Origin of the sequence: Pseudomonas sp. PSKL.D1, from assembly GCF_028898945.1 — a bacterium.
Lineage (GTDB): Bacteria > Pseudomonadota > Gammaproteobacteria > Pseudomonadales > Pseudomonadaceae > Aquipseudomonas.
This window is the reverse complement of the sequence record NZ_CP118607.1, coordinates 719,450-739,255: the sequence shown is the minus strand read 5'-3', so window position 1 is coordinate 739,255 and position 19,806 is coordinate 719,450. Positions and strand designations below refer to the sequence as shown.

General features: G+C 61.8%; 20 protein-coding genes. 7 read left to right on the top strand and 13 right to left on the bottom strand.

Annotated elements, in window-relative coordinates; all coding sequences use genetic code 11:
* Nucleotides 1-5 precede the first annotated feature (5 nt).
* Complete coding sequence (gene gudD, locus PVV54_RS03135; RefSeq protein ID WP_274908561.1) at nucleotides 6-1,361, bottom strand: glucarate dehydratase; 1,356 nt, start codon at nucleotides 1,359-1,361, stop codon at nucleotides 6-8.
* A gap of 19 nt (nucleotides 1,362-1,380) precedes the next feature.
* The gene (locus PVV54_RS03130; protein WP_274908560.1) at nucleotides 1,381-2,733 is read right to left on the bottom strand and encodes an MFS transporter; all 1,353 of its coding nucleotides are present in this window, start codon (nucleotides 2,731-2,733) and stop codon (nucleotides 1,381-1,383) included.
* A gap of 264 nt (nucleotides 2,734-2,997) precedes the next feature.
* On the opposite strand from PVV54_RS03130, the gene PVV54_RS03125 reads away from it, so the two are divergent.
* Nucleotides 2,998-3,696, top strand: coding sequence for a FadR/GntR family transcriptional regulator (locus PVV54_RS03125; RefSeq protein WP_274908559.1), 699 nt, complete (start codon nucleotides 2,998-3,000; stop codon nucleotides 3,694-3,696).
* Nucleotides 3,697-3,705: 9 nt separating this feature from the next.
* Here PVV54_RS03125 and PVV54_RS03120 read toward each other — a convergent pair whose 3' ends face one another.
* From PVV54_RS03120 to PVV54_RS03105, 4 genes are all read right to left on the bottom strand, one after another.
* Complete coding sequence (locus tag PVV54_RS03120) at nucleotides 3,706-4,716, bottom strand: zinc-dependent alcohol dehydrogenase family protein (protein ID WP_274908558.1); 1,011 nt, start codon at nucleotides 4,714-4,716, stop codon at nucleotides 3,706-3,708.
* A gap of 129 nt (nucleotides 4,717-4,845) precedes the next feature.
* Nucleotides 4,846-5,436 (bottom strand): HAD family hydrolase, encoded by a 591-nt coding sequence (locus tag PVV54_RS03115; RefSeq protein ID WP_274908557.1) that lies wholly within the window; start codon nucleotides 5,434-5,436, stop codon nucleotides 4,846-4,848.
* Nucleotides 5,433-6,302: an acyl-CoA thioesterase II gene (gene tesB / locus PVV54_RS03110; RefSeq protein WP_274908556.1), complete on the bottom strand. Its 870-nt coding sequence runs from the start codon at nucleotides 6,300-6,302 to the stop codon at nucleotides 5,433-5,435. Before tesB ends, PVV54_RS03115 begins: the two co-directional genes overlap by 4 nt.
* A gap of 89 nt (nucleotides 6,303-6,391) precedes the next feature.
* Nucleotides 6,392-6,964, bottom strand: a complete 573-nt coding sequence (locus PVV54_RS03105; protein WP_274908555.1) for a GNAT family N-acetyltransferase — start codon at nucleotides 6,962-6,964, stop codon at nucleotides 6,392-6,394.
* Nucleotides 6,965-7,076: 112 nt separating this feature from the next.
* On the opposite strand from PVV54_RS03105, the gene PVV54_RS03100 reads away from it, so the two are divergent.
* Together PVV54_RS03100 and PVV54_RS03095 are read left to right on the top strand one after the other, a co-directional pair.
* The gene (locus PVV54_RS03100; protein WP_274908554.1) at nucleotides 7,077-7,991 is read left to right on the top strand and encodes a histone deacetylase family protein; all 915 of its coding nucleotides are present in this window, start codon (nucleotides 7,077-7,079) and stop codon (nucleotides 7,989-7,991) included.
* Nucleotides 7,992-8,141: 150 nt separating this feature from the next.
* Complete coding sequence (locus PVV54_RS03095; protein WP_274908553.1) at nucleotides 8,142-9,383, top strand: TIGR03862 family flavoprotein; 1,242 nt, start codon at nucleotides 8,142-8,144, stop codon at nucleotides 9,381-9,383.
* Nucleotides 9,384-9,562: 179 nt separating this feature from the next.
* Here the strand turns inward: PVV54_RS03095 and PVV54_RS03090 are convergent, their stop codons facing one another.
* Nucleotides 9,563-10,894: a DEAD/DEAH box helicase gene (locus PVV54_RS03090; RefSeq protein ID WP_274908552.1), complete on the bottom strand. Its 1,332-nt coding sequence runs from the start codon at nucleotides 10,892-10,894 to the stop codon at nucleotides 9,563-9,565.
* A 55-nt stretch (nucleotides 10,895-10,949) separates the two neighbouring features.
* Nucleotides 10,950-11,870: a drug/metabolite exporter YedA gene (yedA, locus tag PVV54_RS03085; RefSeq protein WP_274908551.1), complete on the bottom strand. Its 921-nt coding sequence runs from the start codon at nucleotides 11,868-11,870 to the stop codon at nucleotides 10,950-10,952.
* 153 nt (nucleotides 11,871-12,023) lie between these two features.
* Here yedA and PVV54_RS03080 point away from each other — a divergent pair, with 153 nt between their 5' ends.
* A complete protein-coding gene (locus tag PVV54_RS03080) occupies nucleotides 12,024-12,491 on the top strand; it encodes an Lrp/AsnC family transcriptional regulator (RefSeq protein ID WP_274908550.1) in 468 nt (155 codons plus the stop codon).
* A 64-nt stretch (nucleotides 12,492-12,555) separates the two neighbouring features.
* On the opposite strand, the gene PVV54_RS03075 is transcribed toward PVV54_RS03080, so the two are convergent.
* Complete coding sequence (locus PVV54_RS03075) at nucleotides 12,556-13,035, bottom strand: LabA-like NYN domain-containing protein (protein WP_274908549.1); 480 nt, start codon at nucleotides 13,033-13,035, stop codon at nucleotides 12,556-12,558.
* Between the two features lie 65 nt (nucleotides 13,036-13,100).
* Nucleotides 13,101-13,844, bottom strand: coding sequence for a DUF2076 domain-containing protein (locus PVV54_RS03070; protein WP_274908548.1), 744 nt, complete (start codon nucleotides 13,842-13,844; stop codon nucleotides 13,101-13,103).
* Between the two features lie 155 nt (nucleotides 13,845-13,999).
* Here PVV54_RS03070 and PVV54_RS03065 point away from each other — a divergent pair, with 155 nt between their 5' ends.
* The 3 genes from PVV54_RS03065 (at nucleotide 14,000) to PVV54_RS03055 (ending at nucleotide 15,787) form a co-directional block, all read left to right on the top strand.
* Nucleotides 14,000-14,656 (top strand): YciC family protein, encoded by a 657-nt coding sequence (locus tag PVV54_RS03065; RefSeq protein ID WP_274908547.1) that lies wholly within the window; start codon nucleotides 14,000-14,002, stop codon nucleotides 14,654-14,656.
* Between the two features lie 91 nt (nucleotides 14,657-14,747).
* A complete protein-coding gene (locus PVV54_RS03060; protein WP_274908546.1) occupies nucleotides 14,748-15,260 on the top strand; it encodes a hypothetical protein in 513 nt (170 codons plus the stop codon).
* 44 nt (nucleotides 15,261-15,304) lie between these two features.
* Nucleotides 15,305-15,787 (top strand): hypothetical protein, encoded by a 483-nt coding sequence (locus tag PVV54_RS03055; RefSeq protein ID WP_274908545.1) that lies wholly within the window; start codon nucleotides 15,305-15,307, stop codon nucleotides 15,785-15,787.
* 16 nt (nucleotides 15,788-15,803) lie between these two features.
* Here PVV54_RS03055 and dsdA read toward each other — a convergent pair whose 3' ends face one another.
* The 3 genes from dsdA to PVV54_RS03040 all read right to left on the bottom strand — a co-directional run bounded on the left by dsdA (nucleotide 15,804) and on the right by PVV54_RS03040 (nucleotide 19,743).
* Nucleotides 15,804-17,156 (bottom strand): D-serine ammonia-lyase, encoded by a 1,353-nt coding sequence (gene dsdA / locus PVV54_RS03050; RefSeq protein WP_274908544.1) that lies wholly within the window; start codon nucleotides 17,154-17,156, stop codon nucleotides 15,804-15,806.
* A 36-nt stretch (nucleotides 17,157-17,192) separates the two neighbouring features.
* Complete coding sequence (locus PVV54_RS03045; RefSeq protein ID WP_274908543.1) at nucleotides 17,193-18,713, bottom strand: amidase; 1,521 nt, start codon at nucleotides 18,711-18,713, stop codon at nucleotides 17,193-17,195.
* A 121-nt stretch (nucleotides 18,714-18,834) separates the two neighbouring features.
* Nucleotides 18,835-19,743 (bottom strand): LysR family transcriptional regulator, encoded by a 909-nt coding sequence (locus PVV54_RS03040; protein ID WP_274908542.1) that lies wholly within the window; start codon nucleotides 19,741-19,743, stop codon nucleotides 18,835-18,837.
* Between the last annotated feature and the right edge of the window lie 63 nt (nucleotides 19,744-19,806).

Sequence of the window (19,806 nt, the reverse complement as noted above, 5' to 3'; positions counted from 1 at the left end):
ATGCCTTAACGCACCAGGCAAGGCCGTTTGTTATCGAAGCTCCAGCCTGGAATCAAAAGCTGCATCGCCACGCTGTCATCACGCGCACCCAGCCCCATGTTGCGGTAGCACTCATGGGCCTTGGCCAACTGGTCTTCATCCAGCTCCACACCCAACCCCGGGCGCTCCGGCACGCGTACGTGGCCGTCGACGATGCGCAGCGGGTCGCGGGTCAGGCGCTGGCCGTCCTGCCAGATCCAGTGTGTGTCGATTGCGGTGATGTCACCCGGCGCCGCAGCCGCCACCTGGGTGAACATGGCCAGCGAAATGTCGAAGTGGTTGTTCGAGTGCGAGCCCCAGGTCAGGCCCCAGTCATTGCACATTTGCGCCACACGCACCGAACCCTGCAAGGTCCAGAAGTGCGGGTCGGCCAGCGGAATGTCCACCGACTGCAACTGGATGGCATGGCCCATCTGGCGCCAGTCGGTGGCGATCATGTTAGTGGCGGTCGGCAGGCCGGTTGCACGACGGAACTCGGCCATCACTTCACGGCCGGAGTAACCGTTTTCGGCGCCGCACGGGTCTTCGGCGTAAGCCAGCACATCGTGCTTGTCGCGGCACAGGGCAATTGCTTCCTTCAGCGACCAGGCGCCGTTCGGGTCGAGGGTGATGCGCGCATGCGGGAAGCGTTCGGCCAGGGCGGTCACGGCTTCCATCTCTTCTTCGCCGCGCAGTACGCCGCCTTTGAGCTTGAAGTCGCTGAAGCCATAACGCTGCTCCGCCGCTTCGGCCAGGCGTACCACAGCCTCTGGGGTGAGGGCTTTTTCGTGGCGCAGGCGGAACCAGTCGTTGTCGGCTTCGGCCTCGTTGCGGTAGGCCAGGTCAGTCTGCTGGCGGTCGCCAATGTAGAACAGATAGCCCAGCATTTTCACCGCATCACGCTGTTGCCCTTCACCAAGCAGCGCGGCCATTGGCACGTTCAGGTGCTGGCCGAGCAAGTCGAGCAGTGCCGACTCGATGGCAGTTACGGCGTGCACGGTAATGCGCAGGTCGAAGGTTTGCAGGCCACGGCCAGCCGAGTCGCGGTTGGCGAAGGTCTGGCGCATGGCATTGAGCACACGCTGGTAGTGGCCGATTGGCTGGCCGACCACCAGGCTGCGAGCGTCTTCGAGGGTTTGGCGGATCTTCTCGCCACCGGGCACTTCGCCCAGGCCAGTGTTGCCAGCGCTGTCACGCAGCACCACCACGTTACGGGTAAAGAACGGGCCGTGCGCACCACTGAGGTTGAGCAGCATGCTGTCGTGGCCGGCCACGGGGATCACACGCAGGTCGGTAACCACTGGGGTGCCTGTGTGGAGGGCGGGGGTCGTCTGCATATTCATGGTTGTTGTCTCGCAGTCATCAGTGGGTCTGGCCCAGGGCGCCAGGCGCCTTGGCATCAGGAGTGGTTGCACCCTTTGGGCGAGTGCGTACGAAGAACACGGCAATGGCAGCCAGCACCGAGGTCACGGCCAGGCCATACAGCCCGCCCTGGATCGAACCGGTGTGCTGCTCAAGCAGGCCGAATGTGGTGGGGGCAACGAAACCGCCAAGGTTGCCGACCGAGTTGATCAGGGCAATCACGGCCGCCGCGATGCGTGCATCCAGGTAACCCTGCGGGATCGGCCAGAACAGCGACGACGCCGACTTGAAGCCGATGGCGGCAAAGCACACAGCCACAAAGGCGAACACCGGGCCACCGGTGGTGGACATGAACATACCGATGGCGGCCACTACCAGCGCAGCGGCAACCCACGCCTGCTGGAACTTCCAGCGCGCCGAACCTGCAGCGAAGGCATACATGGCCAGAATCGAGATCAGCCAAGGGATGGAGTTGAAGAAGCCGACCTGCAAATCGGTCAGGTCGCCCATGCGCTTGATGATGCTCGGCAGCCAGAAGGTGGCGGCGTAGATGGTCAGCTGGATGCAGAAGTAGATCACGCAGAACAGCACGATCTGGCGGTCCTTGAGCAGGCTCCAGGACGACGTTTTGACCACACCGTTGGCTTCACGCTCACGCTGCTCGCGGTCGATCGTCTCGACCAGGGCATCCTGCTCGGCCTTGCTCAGCCACTTGGCATCGTGGGGTTTGGAGTCGAGCCAGAAGAACACGAAGAAGCACAAAATCACTGAGGCCATGCCTTCGATGAACAGCATCCACTGCCAGCCGTGCATGCCCATGCCCTGAATCTGCATCAGCGCCCCGGCCAGCGGGCCTGAAATCAGCGAGGCCAGTGCCGAACCGCTCAGGAAGATGGCGATTGCCTTGCCGCGTTCGGCAGCCGGCAGCCAACGGGTGAAGTAATAGATCACACCCGGGAAAAAGCCCGCTTCGGCAACGCCCAGCAGGAATCGCAGGATGTAAAACTGGGTTTCGTTCTGCACGAAGGCCATGGCCGTGGCCACCAGCCCCCAGGTGAACATGATGCGGGTCAGCCACAGCCGCGCACCCACGCGCTGAAGCAGCATGTTCGATGGCACTTCGAACACGGCATAACCAATGAAGAACAGGCCGGCACCGAAGCCAAAGGCAGCGGCGCTGATGCCCAGGTCACTTTCCAGGTGCGGGCGGACGAAACCGATGTTGACCCGGTCGAGGTAGTTGACGATGAACATGATGACGAACAGCGGCAGGACGTGGCGTTTGACTTTGGCTACAGCGCTGGCAAGCGCGTCGCCTTCAGTCCGGGTTGACGGATTGAGGGTGTCGTTCACTTGTGAATCTCCCACTAATTGTTTTTGTGCGGGCCGGGGTTGTCTGACATGGCAGTGAGGCAAAGCATAGGCTTGGCAAGGTTGTACGACAAGACCTTCAACATCGGCAAAAATACAAAATACAAGCTTATAAACCGCATAAAAGCAGCTAAAAAACGTTAAACTGCGCAGCAATGGTTACAGCCTGCGCAGAAAATACGGGCAAAAATTATTTTCTTCGATTAACTTGTCGTACAAGCAACCCCGTCTGCCAGGTGCCTACCCATGACCCAACAAGTGCATAAACGCAGCCACAGCCGCGCCCACGATCTGGTCTCCAGCCTGACCCAGCAGATCTTGCTGGGCACCTTCAAGCCAGGGGACAAGTTGCCGTCAGAGAACACGCTTGTACGCGAGCACGGGGTCAGCCGTACGGTCGTGCGCGAAGCGCTGTCGAAGTTGCAGGCTTCAGGATTGGTGGAGCCGCGCCACGGCATCGGCACCTTCGTTATGGAGCGCCAGTTGCAGGCCGGCCTGCGGGTAGGTGCAGAGAACGCCGCAAGCGTGCGTGACCTGCTGGAAATGCGCATCGGCCTGGAAGGCCAGGCTGCCGCCCTCGCCGCCATTCGCCGCAGCGACGAACACTTGGCCCGCATGCGCCAGGCACTGGATGACTACCAGGACTTGGCCGCAGCTGGCGACAGCTGCATCGAGGCAGATCGGCGCTTCCACCTGCTGATCGCCGAAGCCACGGGTAACCTGTACTTCAGCGAGATGATGGCGCAACTGGGCAACGGCCTCATCCCGCGCAACCGCATGGCCCTGTCCGAACGCTCAGGGGCCAACCTGGCGCGCCATGCGTACCTCGCCAACCTTGAGCACGAGGCCATTCTGAACGCCATCCGCCGGCAAGACCCGGACGCGGCGCGTGCAGCCATCTGCCTGCACCTGTCCAACAGCCGTGACCGGTTATTGCCGGATTAGCAGCCCCCGCTACCAGGTCAGGCAGATCTTGCCGAAATGCCGGTTGCTTTCCTGATACTTGAAGGCATCCACAATCTGTTCAAGCTCAAAGTGCTTGTCCACCACCGGCCGCAGGCCATTGGCATCGATCGCCCGCACCATCGCTTGTTGCTGCGCCCGGCTACCCACCAACACGCCCTGCAGGCGGATTTGCCGAACCAGCGCCTGCACCAGCGGCAACTGCCCTGCCACACCAGTAAGGATGCCGATCAAAGACACATGCCCGCCAATGCGCGCAGCAATCATCGATTGCTCCAGCGTCGCCGGCCCGCCCACTTCGATCACATGGTCTACGCCACGGTTTTCCGTGAGCTCGCGCACTTTCTCGCCCCAGGCCGGCGTGCGTTTGTAGTTGATCAGGTGATCAGCGCCCAGCGTCTTCAGGCGCTCCAGCTTGGCATCGCTGGAGGAGGTGGCGATTACCGTGGCGCCAGCCAGCTTGGCGAATTGCAGGGCGAAAATCGACACCCCGCCGGTGCCCTGCACCAGCACCGTGTCACCTGGCTTGAGGTGGTCATCGCTCATCAGCGCACGCCAGGCGGTGAGGCCTGCGGTGGTCAGGGTAGCGGCCTCTGCATGGCTGTAACCCTTGGGTGCCAGCGTGAAGGCACTGGCACGAGTGGTCACCTGTTCGCGCGCATAACCATCGAGGCCGTCACCGGGCACGCGGGCAAAACCTTCGACGTTGGCGTCGCCACCCAGCCAGTCGGGGAAGAAGGTGCTCACAACGCTGTCGCCCACCTTGAACTCGGTAACGCCCTCGCCAACTGCCGTAATCTCACCGGCACCATCGGCCATAGGGATACGCCGTTCGCTCGGGCCCCACATGCCGCTGACCACGGCGAAGTCATGGTAGTTCAGGGAGCTGGCGTGCAGGCGTACGGTAATTTCGCCGGGCTTGGGTGCGGCAGCCTCGCAGGTGCCGATTTCGACCTTGTCGTAGCCGCCGCCGGGTTGTACGAAGATGGCTTTGCTGGGCATGGCTGGTGACTCCAGTTCTGGGGAAAGACTGGGGTTCAGCATAGTCAGTGCCGGCCTCATCGCGGATTAATCCGCTCCTACAACAGCGCACCCCAACCTGTAGGAGCGGATTCATCCGCGATAAGGCCGTCAGCCCAACAAAACCTGCAAAGCCCGGCAATCCGCCGCATGCCAATCCACCAGCTCCGGCCAGGGATTGTCCGGCAGGTTAACCAAGACCGTACGTGCGCCAGCAGCCCGCCCGCAGTCCAGGTCAAAACGGTAATCGCCAACCATCACCATCTCGCCTGGCGAAACGCCCCAGGCATCGGCAATCTTCAGCAATCCGTCCGGGCTGGGCTTGGGCGCTGCCTCGTCCCGCCCGAGCACGTGCTCGACGGCAAAGCAGTCCGCCAGGCCGATCGCCTCCAGCGTCACATGCGCAAGCTCCCGGGCATTGCGCGTCAGGATGCCCAATCGGCAGCCTCGCCCGGCCAACTCGCGCACCAATTCCACTGCCCCGGTAGCGGCCCTGGAAGCCAACGCCAGATCACGCTCGTGCCTCATCAGCCAGGCATGCTTGGCGGCCGCCTCCGCCGCCGGCAAGGCTGCAAGGTGGGTGAGAATGTCATGCTCGGCCGGGATCTCCAGCGCTTCGCGAATGGCGGCAAAATCATGCACGGCCACGGTCAGGGTGCCATCCATATCGAACACCCAGTTGCGAATCTCGCCCAGCTTCATGCCCAGTCCTTACGGTGGCGGATCAGCCCTTCCTGGCTGGACGACGCCACCAGTTGCCCGGCACGGTTGTAAATGCTGCCCCGGCAAAAACCACGGGCATTGCCGGCCCAAGGGCTGTCGGTGGCGTACAGCAGCCACTCATCGGCACGCAGGTTGGCGTGGAACCACAGCGAGTGGTCCAGGCTGGCGATCTGCATGTCCTTCTGCCACACCGACTTGCCATGGGGCAGCAAAGCGGTGGTCAGCAAGCCGAAGTCGGACGCATAGGCCAGCAGGTACTTGTGCAGCGCTGGCACGTCCGGCAAGTTGCCGTCGGCGCGGAACCAGGCGTACTTCACCGGGTCGCCCGGCTTGGGGTTGAACGGATCACGCTCGGTCACCGGGCGAATTTCGATAGGCTTGGCACACAGCACCTTGTCACGAATGCGTTCGGGCAAGTGGGCTGCCATGGTGCGGGCCAGTTCGACTTCGGTGGGCAGGTTTTCCGGCCCGACCACATCCGGCATTTGCGCCTGGTGCTCAAAACCTTCTTCGTCGTACTGGAACGACGCACTGCAGGTGAAAATCGGTTGGCCCTTCTGAATGGCGGTTACCCGCCGAGTGCTGAAACTGCCGCCATCGCGCACACGGTCGACCGAATAGACCACCGGCAAGCTGGCATCGCCCGGGCGCAGGAAGTAGCCATGCAGCGAGTGCACGTGGCGCGCGTCTTCAACCGTCTGGCTGGCCGCCGACAGCGACTGGCCCAGCACCTGGCCACCGTACAGCTGGCGGAAGCCCAGGTCCTGGCTGCGGCCACGGAACAGGTTCTCCTCGATCGATTCGAGGCTCAACAGGTCGACCAGGTCGTCCAACACATGACTCATCGGGGTTCTCCTAGCAAAGCATCACAGCGCTAAGGCACGCTCATGGGGCAAATGATACAGGGTTTGTCATTGGCGCCGCGCATGGTGCGCTATTCAGTGCGCAGGGTCTGCTCCCAACGGGCGCGATTGATGCGATAAAGCACATGCGGGCGCAACGCGTGCCCAGCAGGCAGGCGGGGGTGATCGAAGCTACCGTCAAGGTCCTGGACCATGCCAATGGCCTGCATCACTTTCTGCGACGGCAAATTGCTTTCGCTGGTGAACGACACCACCTCATCAAGGCGCAGTTGAGCGAACGCGCAACGCAGGCAAGTCCAGGCGGCTTCGCTGGCAAATCCCAGGCCCCAGTGCCGACGCGCCAGGCGCCAGCCAATCTCCACTGCAGGCGTGAAGGGGGCGTCGAAATTTACGTTCAGCAGGCCGGTCATGCCGATGAAGGCGCCGCTGTCCTTACGCTCCAATGCCCACAGGCCAAACCCGTACTCATTGAAATGCCCGCGAATCCTGCCGATCAGCGCCGCTGCCTCCAGCCGCGTCATGGGTGCCGGAAAGTAGCGCATCACCTGCGGGTCGGCGCACATCGCGGCGAACTCGCGCAGGTCGTCGTCCTGCCATTGGCGCAACACCAGGCGGGCGCTTTCCAGGTGGGGGATGGGGGTCATCAGTTGTGCTCCGGTTGCTCGGCCTTGCAGTGTAAAGCTTAGGCGTGCCTGCGCTTTTCTCCCAGCGGCCTCTGATGGCAAGATCAGGGTTCGTTCAACGCGCGATGTCCCCATGCCCCTGCCGCTGATATACCACGAAGACTACAGCCCGGAGTTCCCGCCCGAGCACCGTTTCCCGATGGACAAGTTCCGCCTGCTGCGCGACCACCTTGTCGACAGCGGGTTGACCACCGACCAGGCCCTGTTGCGCCCGGAAATCTGCCCCAACGACATCCTCGCCCTGGCCCACGACCGTGATTACATCGAGCGCTACATGCACGGTGAACTGGCGCGAGAAGACCAGCGCCGCCTTGGCCTGCCGTGGAGCGAAGCCCTCGCCCGGCGCACCGTGCGCGCCGTGGGCGGCTCGCTGCTCACCGCCGAGATGGCCCTGCAGCATGGCCTGGCCTGCCACCTTGCCGGCGGCACGCACCACGCCCACTACGACCACCCGGCGGGCTTTTGCATTTTCAACGACCTGGCCGTGATCAGCCGCTACCTGCTTGAAGCAGGCCGCGTGCACCGGGTGCTGATTTTCGACTGCGATGTGCATCAAGGCGACGGCACCGCACGCATTCTGCAAGACACCCCGGAGGCCATCACCGTCTCGCTGCACTGCGAGCAGAACTTCCCGGCACGCAAGGCGCACAGCGACTGGGACATCCCCCTGCCGCGAGGCATGGGTGATGCGGCTTACCTGAAGGTGGTGGAAGATGCGCTCAACTACCTGTTGCCGCTGTATCAACCCGACCTGGTGCTGTACGACGCGGGCGTCGACGTGCACAAGGACGATGCCCTCGGCTATCTGCAACTGACCGATGCAGGCCTGGCCGCACGCGACGAGATGGTGATGCGCCAGTGCCTTGGCCGAGACATTCCCGTGGTTGGGGTGATAGGTGGCGGGTACAGCAAGGACCGCGAGGCATTGGCCAGGCGCCATGGGATCCTTCATCACACCGCAGCAAATGTCATGGGTTGTTCACAATGACTGTGGAACCGCTTGTGGATAACCTGCGAGAAAGCTTCTGCAGGCCTTTGTACTCATGGCCTGCAGCCTTCTGTTTATTTTTTGTACAGTGCTTGAGGTAAGGGCATTGCGCTAGAATGCGCACTCTTATTCACAGCCTGTTGCCCGCCCATGTCCGAACATCGCCCCGCCTCTTCTCCCCTCGCCGTCGTGATCGGTGGCGGCCCTGCCGGCTTGATGGCCGCTGAAGCCCTGGCCCAGGCAGGCCTGGCCGTAGAGGTGTTCGATGCCATGCCGTCGGTGGGCCGCAAGTTTCTGCTGGCTGGCGTGGGCGGCATGAACATCACCCATTCCGAGCCCTACCCAGCGTTCGTTTCACGTTACGGCGAGCGCCAGCAAGCGATTGACGGGTTGCTGCAAGGTTTTGATGCCGACACCCTGCGCCAGTGGATTCATGGTTTGGGCATCGAAACCTTCGTCGGCACGTCAGGCCGCGTGTTCCCTACCGACATGAAGGCCGCACCGCTGCTGCGCGCCTGGCTCAAGCGCCTGCGCGAAATTGGCGTAGTTATCCACACCCGCCATCGCTGGCTGGGGTGGAACAACGATGGCAGCTTGCGGGTTGCTTATCCACAGGGCGAGTTGCAGGTAAAAGCGGACGCCGTGGTATTGGCGCTGGGCGGCGGCAGCTGGGCCAGATTGGGTTCTGACGGTAGCTGGCAGCCGTTGCTGGCGGAACGGGCTGTGGATATCTCGCCGTTGCAGCCAAGTAATTGCGGGTTTGAAGTCGAAGCCTGGAGTGACCTGCTCAAAGGCAAGTTTGCCGGAGCCCCACTGAAAAACATTGCCCTGAGCGTGCCAGGCAAAGCACCGCGCAAAGGTGAATTCATCCTGACTGCACAGGGTGTAGAGGGTAGCCTGGTCTATGCCTGGTCGGCACCGCTGCGTGAAGCGATCAACTGCGACGGCCATGCCACGTTGTTGCTCGACCTGCTGCCAGACAAGCCTGCGGACAAGATTGCCCAGGCATTGGCCAAGCCGAGGGGGGCGCGCTCCATGGCCAAGCATTTGCACAGCCAGTTAGGGATCGACGGGGTGAAGGCGGCGTTGCTGCGCGAGCTGACCGATCAGGCCACCTTTGCCGACAATGCAGCGTTGGCACGGGCGATCAAGGCCTTGCCCATCACGCTGGTACGTACACGGCCATTGGACGAAGCAATCAGCAGCGCCGGTGGAGTGCGCTTCGAGGGGCTGGACGACGGGCTAATGATCAAAGGCATGCCCGGGGTGTTCTGCGCTGGCGAGATGCTGGATTGGGAAGCACCGACGGGCGGGTACTTGCTGACCGCCTGCTTTGCCAGCGGGTTGCGGGCAGGGCAAGCGGCAGCCAAATGGTTGGCGCGCCCCCTGTAGGAGCGGCTTTAGCCGCGAAGCAAGCAACGCGGTGCCTGGCACCGGCTTCGCCGGTGTTCGCGGATAAATCCGCTCCTACATGTCCCTTCTAATTCAGTACGTTAAGTGCAGTTCCATCAGAGCGGCTTTGCAGGGACGCCGGACCGGTCGGAACGGGCCGCAACACGGCCCCGGCAATTTCAAGGTTTACGCTTGCGCGCTCCACCGTTGAAGCTCGGTACTTTGCGCACCGCCTTCACCGGTGCCTCTGAAGCACCCGCCTCGGCACTATCCATCCAGCGCCCCAACCCACGCTTGGCGCTGTTCTCTTTCGGCTTTTTGGGCTTCTTCGGCTTCTTGATTACCTGGCCGCTGGCATCGGTCATCGGCACCCGGTGGTCGGGGATAAAATCGGGCTCTTCATGGCGCGGCAAGGTCTGGCGAATCAGCGTTTCGATAGACGCCAGCAATTGCACTTCATCCGCACACACCAGCGAAATCGCCTCGCCTTTGTTGCCGGCTCGCCCAGTGCGGCCGATGCGGTGCACGTAATCTTCGGCCACGATCGGCAGGTCAAGGTTGACCACCAACGGCAGGTCGTCAATGTCCAGGCCTCGGGCCGCCACATCGGTGGCCACCAGCACCTGCACCTCACGTGCCTTGAAGCTGTCCAGCGCCCGCTGGCGCGTGGCTTGCGGGCGGTCGCCATGAATGCCGTCGGCGTTCACACCCTCGGCCAGCAAGCGCTCGACCAGCTGGTCCACACCGTTGCGGGTTTTGGCAAACACCAGCACCTGCTTCCAGCGCTGCTTGCGCAACAAGTGGCAGAACAGGTCGGCCTTGCGTTTCTTGTCTACCGGCACCAGCCACTGCTTGACCGTGGTGGCTGCGGCGTTGCGCGGGCTCACTTCGATGCTCAGCGGGTCATTCAGCGCCAGGCCGGCCAGCATGCGAATCTGGTCGGAGAAGGTCGCGGAAAACAGCAACGTCTGGCGCTTGCGCGGCAGTGCGGCGTACACCGACTGCAACTCTTCGGCAAAGCCCAGGTCGAGCATGCGGTCGGCTTCGTCGAGCACCAGCGTTTGCACCTGGTTGAACTTCACCGCGTTCTGGCGGAACAGGTCCAGCAGCCGGCCCGGCGTGGCCACCAACAGGTCGACGCCACGGCGCAGGCGCATCATCTGCGGGTTGATGCTGACACCACCGTACACGGCATAAGTGCTCAGCGGCAGGTTCTCGGCATACTCACGCACGTTGGCATGAACCTGTTCGGCCAATTCGCGGGTTGGCACCAACACCAAGGCACGGATCGAGTTGCTGGCGACTTTTTCCCCTTCCAGCGCCAGGCGCTGCAGCACCGGCAGGGCAAAACCGGCGGTTTTGCCAGTACCGGTCTGCGCCGCGGCCATCAGGTCGCGCCCCGCCAGCACCGCAGGGATGGCCTGGGCCTGGACCGGGGTCGGGGTGGTGTAGTCCAGTTGCTGCAGGGTGCGCAGCAACGGTTCGATCAGGCCGAGTTTGGCGAAATTCATGGCAATACCGTCAGGGGGTTCAGCGAAGGCGGCAAGTTTACCGCATCCCCCCGCCCTACTTGCAGATTTCGCCCTTCAGCGGTACGGCAGCTACCGGTGCCTTGCGCCACTGCGGCAGGCCGATCAGCACTACGGCGCCAATGATCACCGCCATTGCCACGCATTCTTCCGCGCCAATCTGTTCACCGGCGAACACGATACCCAGCAACACCGCCACTGCCGGGTTGACGTAGGCATAGCTGGTGGCAGCCGCCGGGCGCACATGCTTGAGCAGGTACATGTAGGCGCTGAAGGCCAGGATCGAACCGAAGAACACCAGGTAAGCCAACGCTCCCCAACCGGCAGCCGTCGGCATCTGAGTCATGCGTTCGCCCGACAGCGCGCTGCCCAACAGCAACACCACGCCGCCAACCAGCATTTCGGCAGCACTGGCCATGGGGCCCGCTGGCAATGGCAAACTTTTGCTCCACACCGAGCCGAACGCCCAGGATGCAGCGGCGAACAGGATCAGCGCTGCGCCGATGGGGCTGGCCTGCAGGTTGGAGCCGAGGTTGAGCAGCCCGATGCCCACCAGCCCAAGGCAAATGCCCGCCCATTCCAGCCGCGAATTGCGGTGCCCGAACAGCAGGCCGAACAACAGGGTGAACAACGGCACCGTGGCCACTGCCAACGCTGCAACGCCCGACGCCACGCCGGCGTGCTCGGCAACCGTGACGCCGCCATTGCCGCAGCTGAGCAGCAAAAAGCCGATTGCACCGGCTGCACGCCACTGAGGCCAGGTCGGCGCAGGCACACCGCGCCAGCGCAGAAAACCATACAAAAGGCTCCCGGCAATCACGAAACGCACCCCCGCCATCAACATGGGCGGCCAGGACTCCACACCAATCCGGATGAACAGGTAAGTGGAACCCCAGACCAGGTACAAGGCCAGGAAGGCACCGATGAGCACTAACGGGATACGACGGGAGGCAGGCATGGGAAAAGACTCGAAATCCGTTTACGGGTGGCTTAGTTTAGAAAGGCACCTGCGCAAACTTAAGTTACAAAACAACTTTAAGAGGCCTTAACAGTTTGCAAAGCACGGTTGTTAAGGGCATTTCCCATTGATTCGAAGGCGGAACGAGAAACCATGGACAAGTACGACCGCATGCTGCTCGCAGCCCTGCTCGAAAACGGCCGCGCCACTTTCGCGCAACTGGCCCGGCAAGTGAACCTGTCGGCCCCCGCAGTGGCCGAGCGGGTCGCGAAACTTGAAGCCAGCGGGGTGATTACCGGCTACGCAGCAAAAGTCGATCTGGAAAAAATCGGTTTGCCCATTCAATGCGTGATCGAACTTCGCCTGGCCAGCCATGGTAATCAGCAGGCCTATGATGAGCTGATGCGCATCCCGGCTTTGACCGAGTGTCATCGGGTCACGGGCGACCCCTGCGTGATCATGCAAGCTGCCGTGGCGTCGATGAATGAGCTGGAAGCCTTGATCAACCGGGTATCACTGCTGGGCTTCAGCAAAACTTCGATCATTTTGTCCAGCGCAGTGGAGCGCCGCGTACCGCTGGAGCAGCTGAATGCCAGCGGCAAGAAGAGCGCTACTGCATAAAGGCACGCCTTTTCGCGAGGCAAGCGCTACGCAAACGCGCAAACATGCTGATGTTACACACGCGCTAGTGCCGCAGCAGTAACCGCCCTTCAATCGGTACGTACCGGCTCGCAGCACGAATCAATGACAATGCAGTGAGCCCAGGCACGCCATACACCACCGCCTCGGCTCCATGCCGCTGAATCACACGTTCCATCAGCAAGTCAAAATCGCCATCCCCCGAGGCCAGCACCACTTGGTCAACCCGGCTGGCGGCGTCGATCACATCCAGCGTGATCCCTACATCCCAGTCGCCCTTGGCGGAGCCGTCACTGCGCTGGATGTACGGTTTGAGGCGTACGTCAAAACCCAGGTTGCGCAAAATCTGCTGAAATTGCTGCTGCTTGCTGTCGCCCCGGTCAATGGCGTAGGCAACGGCCTCGACGATTTCGCCTTCACGGCTGACATCGGCCCACAACGCGGCATAGTTGAAGTGGCAACCGTGGGCCTGGCGCACGGTGTAGTAGAGGTTTTGCACATCAGCGAACAGGGCGATTTTCTTCACGGCATACCCTCGACCAGAAGGGGCGCATCAACGCCCCTCGAAATGCCAGCAGTATGCCAGAGCCGTCAGACGAAGGTGTCGTCGTCCGAGAAGAAGCCGCCGTCATCGTTGCCGTAGTCTGTATCGGCAAAACCGCCTTGATCATTGCCCCAGCCGCCATTGTCGGTCACTTGCTGCTGTGCACCCTGGTCGTTCCAGCCCCCGGTATCACTGGCAGGCGCGGGTTCTTCCTTGATGACTTCGACCACCTCTTCAGGCTGCGAATGGTGGTTGAACAGGCTGCTGATGCCCTGTGCCAGCAACACACCCCCGGCCACGCCTGCAGCGGTTTGCATTGCCCCGCCAAGGAAGCTGCTGGCACCGCCACGGGCCGGCGCTGCGCCAAAGCCTGGTTGAACGGCCTGAGGTTGCGGGAAACCCGGCGCGCTTGGCTCGCGCCAGCCACCAGCCGACGCAACAGGGGCAGGCGCGCGCTGTGGCTGAGGTGCCGGCTCGGGGTTGCGCGCATTCGAACCGAAGATGCTGGACAGAAAGCCCCCACCGCTACCGCCGCTCGGGCGGCCGGCTTCGGCCTGGGCACGTGCCTGCTTCAACTCCGCTTCAAGCTGCTTGTTCTGCTCATCCAGGCGCTTGAGCGCGGCCTCCTGAACCAGAATTGCCTGGGCCATGTAGTAAGGCGCTGCAGGCTGCTGGCGCAGATGCTCTTCAATGCGCGCCTGCGCTTGCGCATCACGCGGCTGGCTCGGGTCTTCGGCTTGCTTGATGCGGCCAAACAGGCCGTCGATCAGGGTTTGCTCTTCAGTGTTCATTGGGCTACCTCATGGGGAAGCGGGACATCGGACGTGTCAAAGATGGGGCGCCCGGGCGGCGGATTCAATCAGTTGGCCGGTGAAACTTTTTTCAGCAAATGACCGCACTGGGCTAAAGTTATGCCCCTGCTTTTACTGCCATGCGATGTTGACTGATGAATCCGCTGAGCGTTCTGCGCGACTCCTTGTACTTTTTCCGCCGCCACCTGCCCAGCATCATCCCGCTGTGCCTGCCGCTGGTGGTGCTCGAAGCGCTGCTGACCCAACTGCTGTATCGGCAGATGGGCGATGAAGCCTCCCCCATTTACGGCATGCTGGTCAGCCTGCTGTTCTACCCGTTGTACAGCGCGGCACTGATCCTTTACCTCGACACCCGCAGCAATGGCCAGGACATCTCCAGGCGCGACCTGTTTGCCCGTGCCGTGCAACTGTGGCCGCAACTGGCGCTGCTGATCATGATCAGCTCGCTGCTGATCATGGCGGGCCTGGCACTGTTCATCTTCCCGGGCGTGTGGATCATGATCAACCTGGTGTTCGCCGAATACCTGCTGGTGCTGCGCGGCTTGCCAGTGGTGCAATCGATGCGCGAGAGCGCGCGCATGACCACCGGGCATTTCATGCGCATCATGGTGTGCGTGGTGGCGGTGCTGGCGCCGATCTGGCTGATCGACGGGCTGCTGCTGATGGCGTTTCCCGAGCCTGGCCCTGCCATGGAGCTGGCCATGGACAGCCTGATCGGCTTCCTGCAGCTGTTCAGCACGGTGGTGTTGTATCGGCTGTTCATGCTGCTGGAAAGTGAAGCGCCGGTGTAATTACTGCCACGTAGGAAAGCTTTCGACCTCCACTGATGGGCTGCCTCGGCACTAGGGTGTGACACCCCCAGTTACCGTCGAGGCAGTTCTCATGGATCCTGACATTCAAAGTGCTTTTTGCCGCTCGTTCCGAGGCAAGTTGTACCTGCGCAAGGCTTCTGCCAATACCCCCCTGCGCCTGAGCCGCTCCGATGACAAGTGGAGTTGGGGAGTCACGCCTGAAAAAGACTGGCTGCAAGCCGGTGGCAATCAGGACTCCCCTACCTTCAGCTTCCACTTCGACTCAGCATCTGAAGACCGGCTGCATTACCACATCACCATCCCCGGCCCTCGCAAGACCATCCCTGGCGATCCGGTGCCTAAAAAACTGGGCGTCAGCCGCAACGGGTACCTGGGCTTCTACTGGGTTACCGACGTTACGGACTACTGGAAAATCGAGCCGTTACAAATGACCGCCGCAGGCCTGATTTGTCACTGGCGCGACCATCGTGGGTATCGGGTGGGCGCCGTAAAGGACTCTCCACATTTTGAAAGGGGGGAGTTCTCCCTGCTCAACGTAGATGAAGGCGAAGTCCTGCCTTTCCTGCTCAAACCCGTCTCCTGACCTTGCACAGCCTAACGCCCCCTTGGCAACTTAAGGACCCCACCATGAACGGTGCCACTGAAAGCAACTGGTTTGAAAACCACTTTAACGGCAGGATCTACATGCTGCGGGACGATCAGCAAGTCCCCATTCACCTCAGCAAGGCCACTGACATTCCCGTGGCAAGCCTTATCGCCAATGACTGGCTCATGTCCGGCGGCAGCAAAGCCACCAAATTCGCCTTCAACTACCACTCCCGCACTGAAGACCGTTTGCACTATCACATCTACAGCACCCACTACGCCGTGAAACGGCAGCTGATGATCAGCGACAACGGATTCCTTGGGCTGTACCTGCCCATCGTGCAGGGCGAGTTCTTCAAACTCGAGCCCTTGGAAGTAACGGACCAAGCCATTCGTTGCCGCTTGCGTGACCACTTGGGCCATCAGGTAAAGGCGTTTGCGACACCAGCGCTCAGCGACGACGAAGCCGCCTACCTGACGGTTGGCGAAGGGCAAATGCAGGAATACCTGATCGTTCGCGCCTGACGCCGAAGCCCAACGATCAAAGCAGCGCAGCCCCCTTGCTCAGGTAGCTGCGCATCTCTTGCTCAGGCACCATGCCGCCGCCGGTGGCCCAGATCAAGTGGGTGGCATTGGCCAGTATCTCTTGGCTGAACCCCAGGCGCTGTTGGTAACCTTGCCGCTCGTGCAATACATGGTGCACGCCCGGTGCGCCAGCCAGCGCCGAGGGCTCAAGGGCAATGCCCTCGCTGCGGTGCAGCAATGCCAGCAGGCGCATCAACTCGTCATCGGCGACGGTGTAGTAGCCATCGAGCATGCGCTGCATCGAGCGCCCGACAAACCCTGACGGGCGCCCGACCGCAAGGCCGTCGGCAACGGTTTTGTTGCTGATGCCGAAATCCTGCACAGCCAATTGCTCATGCAGGCCGGTGTACACCCCCATCAGCATGCACGGTGATTCGGTGGGCTCGGCGAAGATGCAGTGCACGTGGTCACCGAATGCCAGCTTGAGGCCAAACGCGATGCCGCCAGGGCCGCCGCCAACACCACATGGCAAATACACGAACAGCGGGTGCTCGGCGTCTACCCGAATGCCTTGCGCCTCGAACTGCGCTTTCAGGCGTTCACCTGCAACCGAATACCCCAGAAACAGCGTGGTGGAATTTTCATCGTCGATGAAATGGCAGGCAGGGTCGGCTTCGGCCTCTTTGCGGCCCTGTTCGACGGCCTGGCCGTAGTCACCGGCATACTCGATCACCTTCACACCGTGAGCCCGCAGTTTGTCCTTCTTCCACTGCCTGGCGTCGGCCGACATGTGAACCGTGGTTTCAAAGCCCAGGCGGGCACTGGCAATGCCGATCGACATGCCCAGGTTGCCGGTGGACCCAACCGCAATCTTGTGCCGGGCGAAAAGGGCCTGCAACGCGGGTTCGGCCAGCTTGCGGTAATCGTCCTCGACGCTCAGCAAGCCTGCATCGATGGCCAGTTGTTCGGCGTGAAACAGCACTTCATAAATGCCGCCCCGGGCTTTTACCGAGCCGGAAATCGGCAAGTGGCTGTCCTTTTTCAGCATCAGGCGAAACGGCTGATGCACGCCATAGCGCTCGCTCAGCACCCGGGCAAAAGCCGGTACCTCCACCAGTTCGGACTCGATAATTCCGCCGGTAGCCGCGACCTCCGGGAACGCCTGCGCCAGGAATGGCGCAAAGCGCTGCAAGCGCTGGCTGGCCTGCTGTACGTCGGTGGCGCTCAACACAATATCGCCCAAGGCCTGCGCCAGCGGGGCAATGGCGGGGTTGAACCAGCTGACCGGCTCAAGCCGCAGCAGGGGAGCCATCAAAGGGTATTCAGCCTGCCAGGCTTGCAGGTCTTTGCCATACACCGTGGTGTTCATGGAGCACTCCGCGAGGGCTTCTGATAAGGGAAAAGGTCAGACCGCCGACAGGCCGGCGCTGCTGGTAGCAGGCTCGTCCAGCGGTGGGTGGGTCACCGGTGTGTGCAAGTTGACCTGGCTGGCTGCCAAGGCTTCAAGGTCTGGACGCGGGCGGCACAGGTCGGTGGTTTGCTCACAATAGGCTTCCAGCGCACGTGCGGCGATCAGCAACTCCAGGTCACCACGGAATTTGCCGATTACCTGCATGCCGAACGGCATGCCGCAGTGGTCCACGCCCATCGGCATGGACAACGCCGGGTTGGTGGCCAGGGTCACCACATAGGTCAGCGCCAGCCAGCGGTAGTAGTTCTCCAGTTCGACGCCGTTGACGTGGGTCAGGTACGGCTGCTCCCACGGGAAGGCCGACACTGGCGTGGTCGGCGACAGGATCAGGTCGTACTGGCTGAACAGTTGCTGGAAGCGGCGGAAGATGCGGGTTTGTTCGGCGCCGGCCCACACGCAGTCCTTGAGCGACATCTTGGCGCCCATCTCGTAGTTGGCGCGGGGGTTCGGCCCAAGGGAATCCGGGTCTTTTTCGTAAGCTGCCTGCAAGCTGCCTACGAACGCCTCGGCACGTAGCACGTCGAAGCAGCGGTGTGCCTCTGGCATGTCGATGCGCACTTCTTCACACACCGCGAACAGCGGCTTGAGCGCGGCGATCTTGTTGCGGAACACCTGGCGAATACCGTCATCGACCTCGCATACGCCAAAATCTTCGGTGTAGCCAATACGCAACTTCGACAGGTCGAGTTGGCCGGCAATCGCGCCTGGCATCGCAAATTCGTAGCTCAGCGGGTCGTTGTCCGCCACACCGGCAGTGGCTGCCAGCTGCAGCCAGGTGTCATCGACGTTGCGCCCCATCGGGCCAACCACGGAAATTGGCGTCCAGCCCAACAGCTTGCGCTCACTCGGCACCAAGCCTGGCGAAGTGCGCAAACCGACGATGCCGCACTTGGCTGCGGGGATGCGCAGCGAACCACCGGTGTCGGACCCGCTGCACAGCGGCACCATGTCCACCGCCAGAGCCGCCGCCGCGCCGCCGGAAGAGCCGCCGGCATTGAGGTTCGGGTTGAAGGGATTACCAGTGGCGCCCCACACCGGGTTACGGGTATTGGCACCTGCGCCCATTTCCGGCACGTTGGTTTTGCCCACAACGATGGCACCCGCGGCGCGCAGGCGGCGTACCAGTTCGTTGTCCTTGCTCGGCACGTTACCGCGGAACAACGGCGAGCCGTACGTAGTCAGCAAACCTTCGGTTTCTTCCAGGTCCTTGATGCCGATCGGCAAGCCGCTGAGCAGGCCCCGTGGCTGGCCTTTGGCAATTGCCTGTTCAACAGCCTTGGCTTCGTCGCGAGCACGCTCGAAAGACGTAGCGCAGAACGCGTTGATCTTCGGGTTCAAGCGTTCAATACGCTCGACACAAGCATCCAGCAATTCAACCGGGGACACATCACGGGCATCGATTAGTTGCTTGAGTTCTACCGCGCTTTTTTCAAGCAAGTCTTGGGCGTTGTGCATGGAATACTTCCTGAGTCGGGTTAAACGCAATATAAAAAGTGCAGCCGGGCACAACAATCGACTTTTTCAGATGGCAGCTTTGCCATTTAGAGATGCCCGAATAACCGGGCAAGTACTTGAATTAGTTACCGGCGGGTAAAACACCCTTCATGTAATCGATAAATGCCTGCAAGGGCTGGCTCAGTGGCCGACGGGCCATGGTTTGTATTTCGATCGAGCGTTCGCTGCCGCACAACTCGGGCACTTCCAGGGCCACCAGTTGCCCGGCCTGCAAGCGCTCGCGCACGAACAATTCGCCGCAAAACGTGATGGCCTGCCCCAGCATGCAGAAGTTGAGCAGTGTTTCCAGGTGGTCGGTGTCCAGGATGCTGCGGTAGTTGAGGCCTTCGCGGCTGCTGTACACATCCAGCAACTGGCGAATGGTGGTGTGCGGGCCCGGCAGGGCCAAGGCGTGCGCCATCAGTTCATGCAGTGGCACACACCCCTGGGCCGCCAGTGAATGCTGCGGCGCCACCAGCGCCAGCACCGGCGCTGGCTGGCTGTACGCCACACTGATGTCCTTGGCCACGCCCAGGCTGAACGAAAAGCCGATATCCACCTCGGCTTCGCGCACCATCCGCGTTACCTCGGCGGCGGTGGCCACCGTGATGCGAAACGTACAGCTGGCGTTCTGGCGAAAGTCGGCGATCGCCCTGGGCAGGCACTGGGAGGCAAATCCTTCGGTACAGGCAATGCTGATCAACGCATCGGACTGTTCGCGCAGCGCCCTTATCTCGTGGCTGACCTGTTCGGCATCTAGCAAGGTACGCCGCGCATAAGCGGCAAGCAGTTCCCCTGCAGGGCTAAGCGCCACCCCCCGGGACTGGCGCTCGAAAAGCGTGGCATCCAGCTCGCTTTCCAGCCGGCTGATTTGCCGGCTGACTGCCGAAGGCACCACGTGCAGGCGGCTTGCGGCCTCGCTGATGGAGCCGCTGTTGACCACCTGCAGGAAGTAGCGAACAGCGGTTTCACTCAAGGTACGGGCACTCATGGTGACGAACTTCTCAGGCCGGTGTGGCACCGAGTCTAAAACATTCACCTTGTTACTGCCGAC

Excerpts from the sequence above, each read along its gene's own strand:
- yedA (WP_274908551.1), bottom strand. The coding sequence starts at position 11,870 with ATGCCTGCCTCCCGTCGTATCCCGTTAGTGCTCATCGGTGCCTTCCTG.
- PVV54_RS03065 (WP_274908547.1), top strand. The coding sequence starts at position 14,000 with ATGAATCCGCTGAGCGTTCTGCGCGACTCCTTGTACTTTTTCCGCCGC.
- PVV54_RS03095 (WP_274908553.1), top strand. The coding sequence starts at position 8,142 with ATGTCCGAACATCGCCCCGCCTCTTCTCCCCTCGCCGTCGTGATCGGT.
- PVV54_RS03040 (WP_274908542.1), bottom strand. The coding sequence starts at position 19,743 with ATGAGTGCCCGTACCTTGAGTGAAACCGCTGTTCGCTACTTCCTGCAG.
- PVV54_RS03080 (WP_274908550.1), top strand. The coding sequence starts at position 12,024 with ATGGACAAGTACGACCGCATGCTGCTCGCAGCCCTGCTCGAAAACGGC.
- PVV54_RS03100 (WP_274908554.1), top strand. The coding sequence starts at position 7,077 with ATGCCCCTGCCGCTGATATACCACGAAGACTACAGCCCGGAGTTCCCG.
- tesB (WP_274908556.1), bottom strand. The coding sequence starts at position 6,302 with ATGAGTCATGTGTTGGACGACCTGGTCGACCTGTTGAGCCTCGAATCG.
- dsdA (WP_274908544.1), bottom strand. The coding sequence starts at position 17,156 with ATGAACACCACGGTGTATGGCAAAGACCTGCAAGCCTGGCAGGCTGAA.
- PVV54_RS03125 (WP_274908559.1), top strand. The coding sequence starts at position 2,998 with ATGACCCAACAAGTGCATAAACGCAGCCACAGCCGCGCCCACGATCTG.
- PVV54_RS03120 (WP_274908558.1), bottom strand. The coding sequence starts at position 4,716 with ATGCCCAGCAAAGCCATCTTCGTACAACCCGGCGGCGGCTACGACAAG.
- gudD (WP_274908561.1), bottom strand. The coding sequence starts at position 1,361 with ATGAATATGCAGACGACCCCCGCCCTCCACACAGGCACCCCAGTGGTT.
- PVV54_RS03055 (WP_274908545.1), top strand. The coding sequence starts at position 15,305 with ATGAACGGTGCCACTGAAAGCAACTGGTTTGAAAACCACTTTAACGGC.
- PVV54_RS03060 (WP_274908546.1), top strand. The coding sequence starts at position 14,748 with ATGGATCCTGACATTCAAAGTGCTTTTTGCCGCTCGTTCCGAGGCAAG.
- PVV54_RS03070 (WP_274908548.1), bottom strand. The coding sequence starts at position 13,844 with ATGAACACTGAAGAGCAAACCCTGATCGACGGCCTGTTTGGCCGCATC.
- PVV54_RS03115 (WP_274908557.1), bottom strand. The coding sequence starts at position 5,436 with ATGAAGCTGGGCGAGATTCGCAACTGGGTGTTCGATATGGATGGCACC.
- PVV54_RS03105 (WP_274908555.1), bottom strand. The coding sequence starts at position 6,964 with ATGACCCCCATCCCCCACCTGGAAAGCGCCCGCCTGGTGTTGCGCCAA.
- PVV54_RS03045 (WP_274908543.1), bottom strand. The coding sequence starts at position 18,713 with ATGCACAACGCCCAAGACTTGCTTGAAAAAAGCGCGGTAGAACTCAAG.
- PVV54_RS03090 (WP_274908552.1), bottom strand. The coding sequence starts at position 10,894 with ATGAATTTCGCCAAACTCGGCCTGATCGAACCGTTGCTGCGCACCCTG.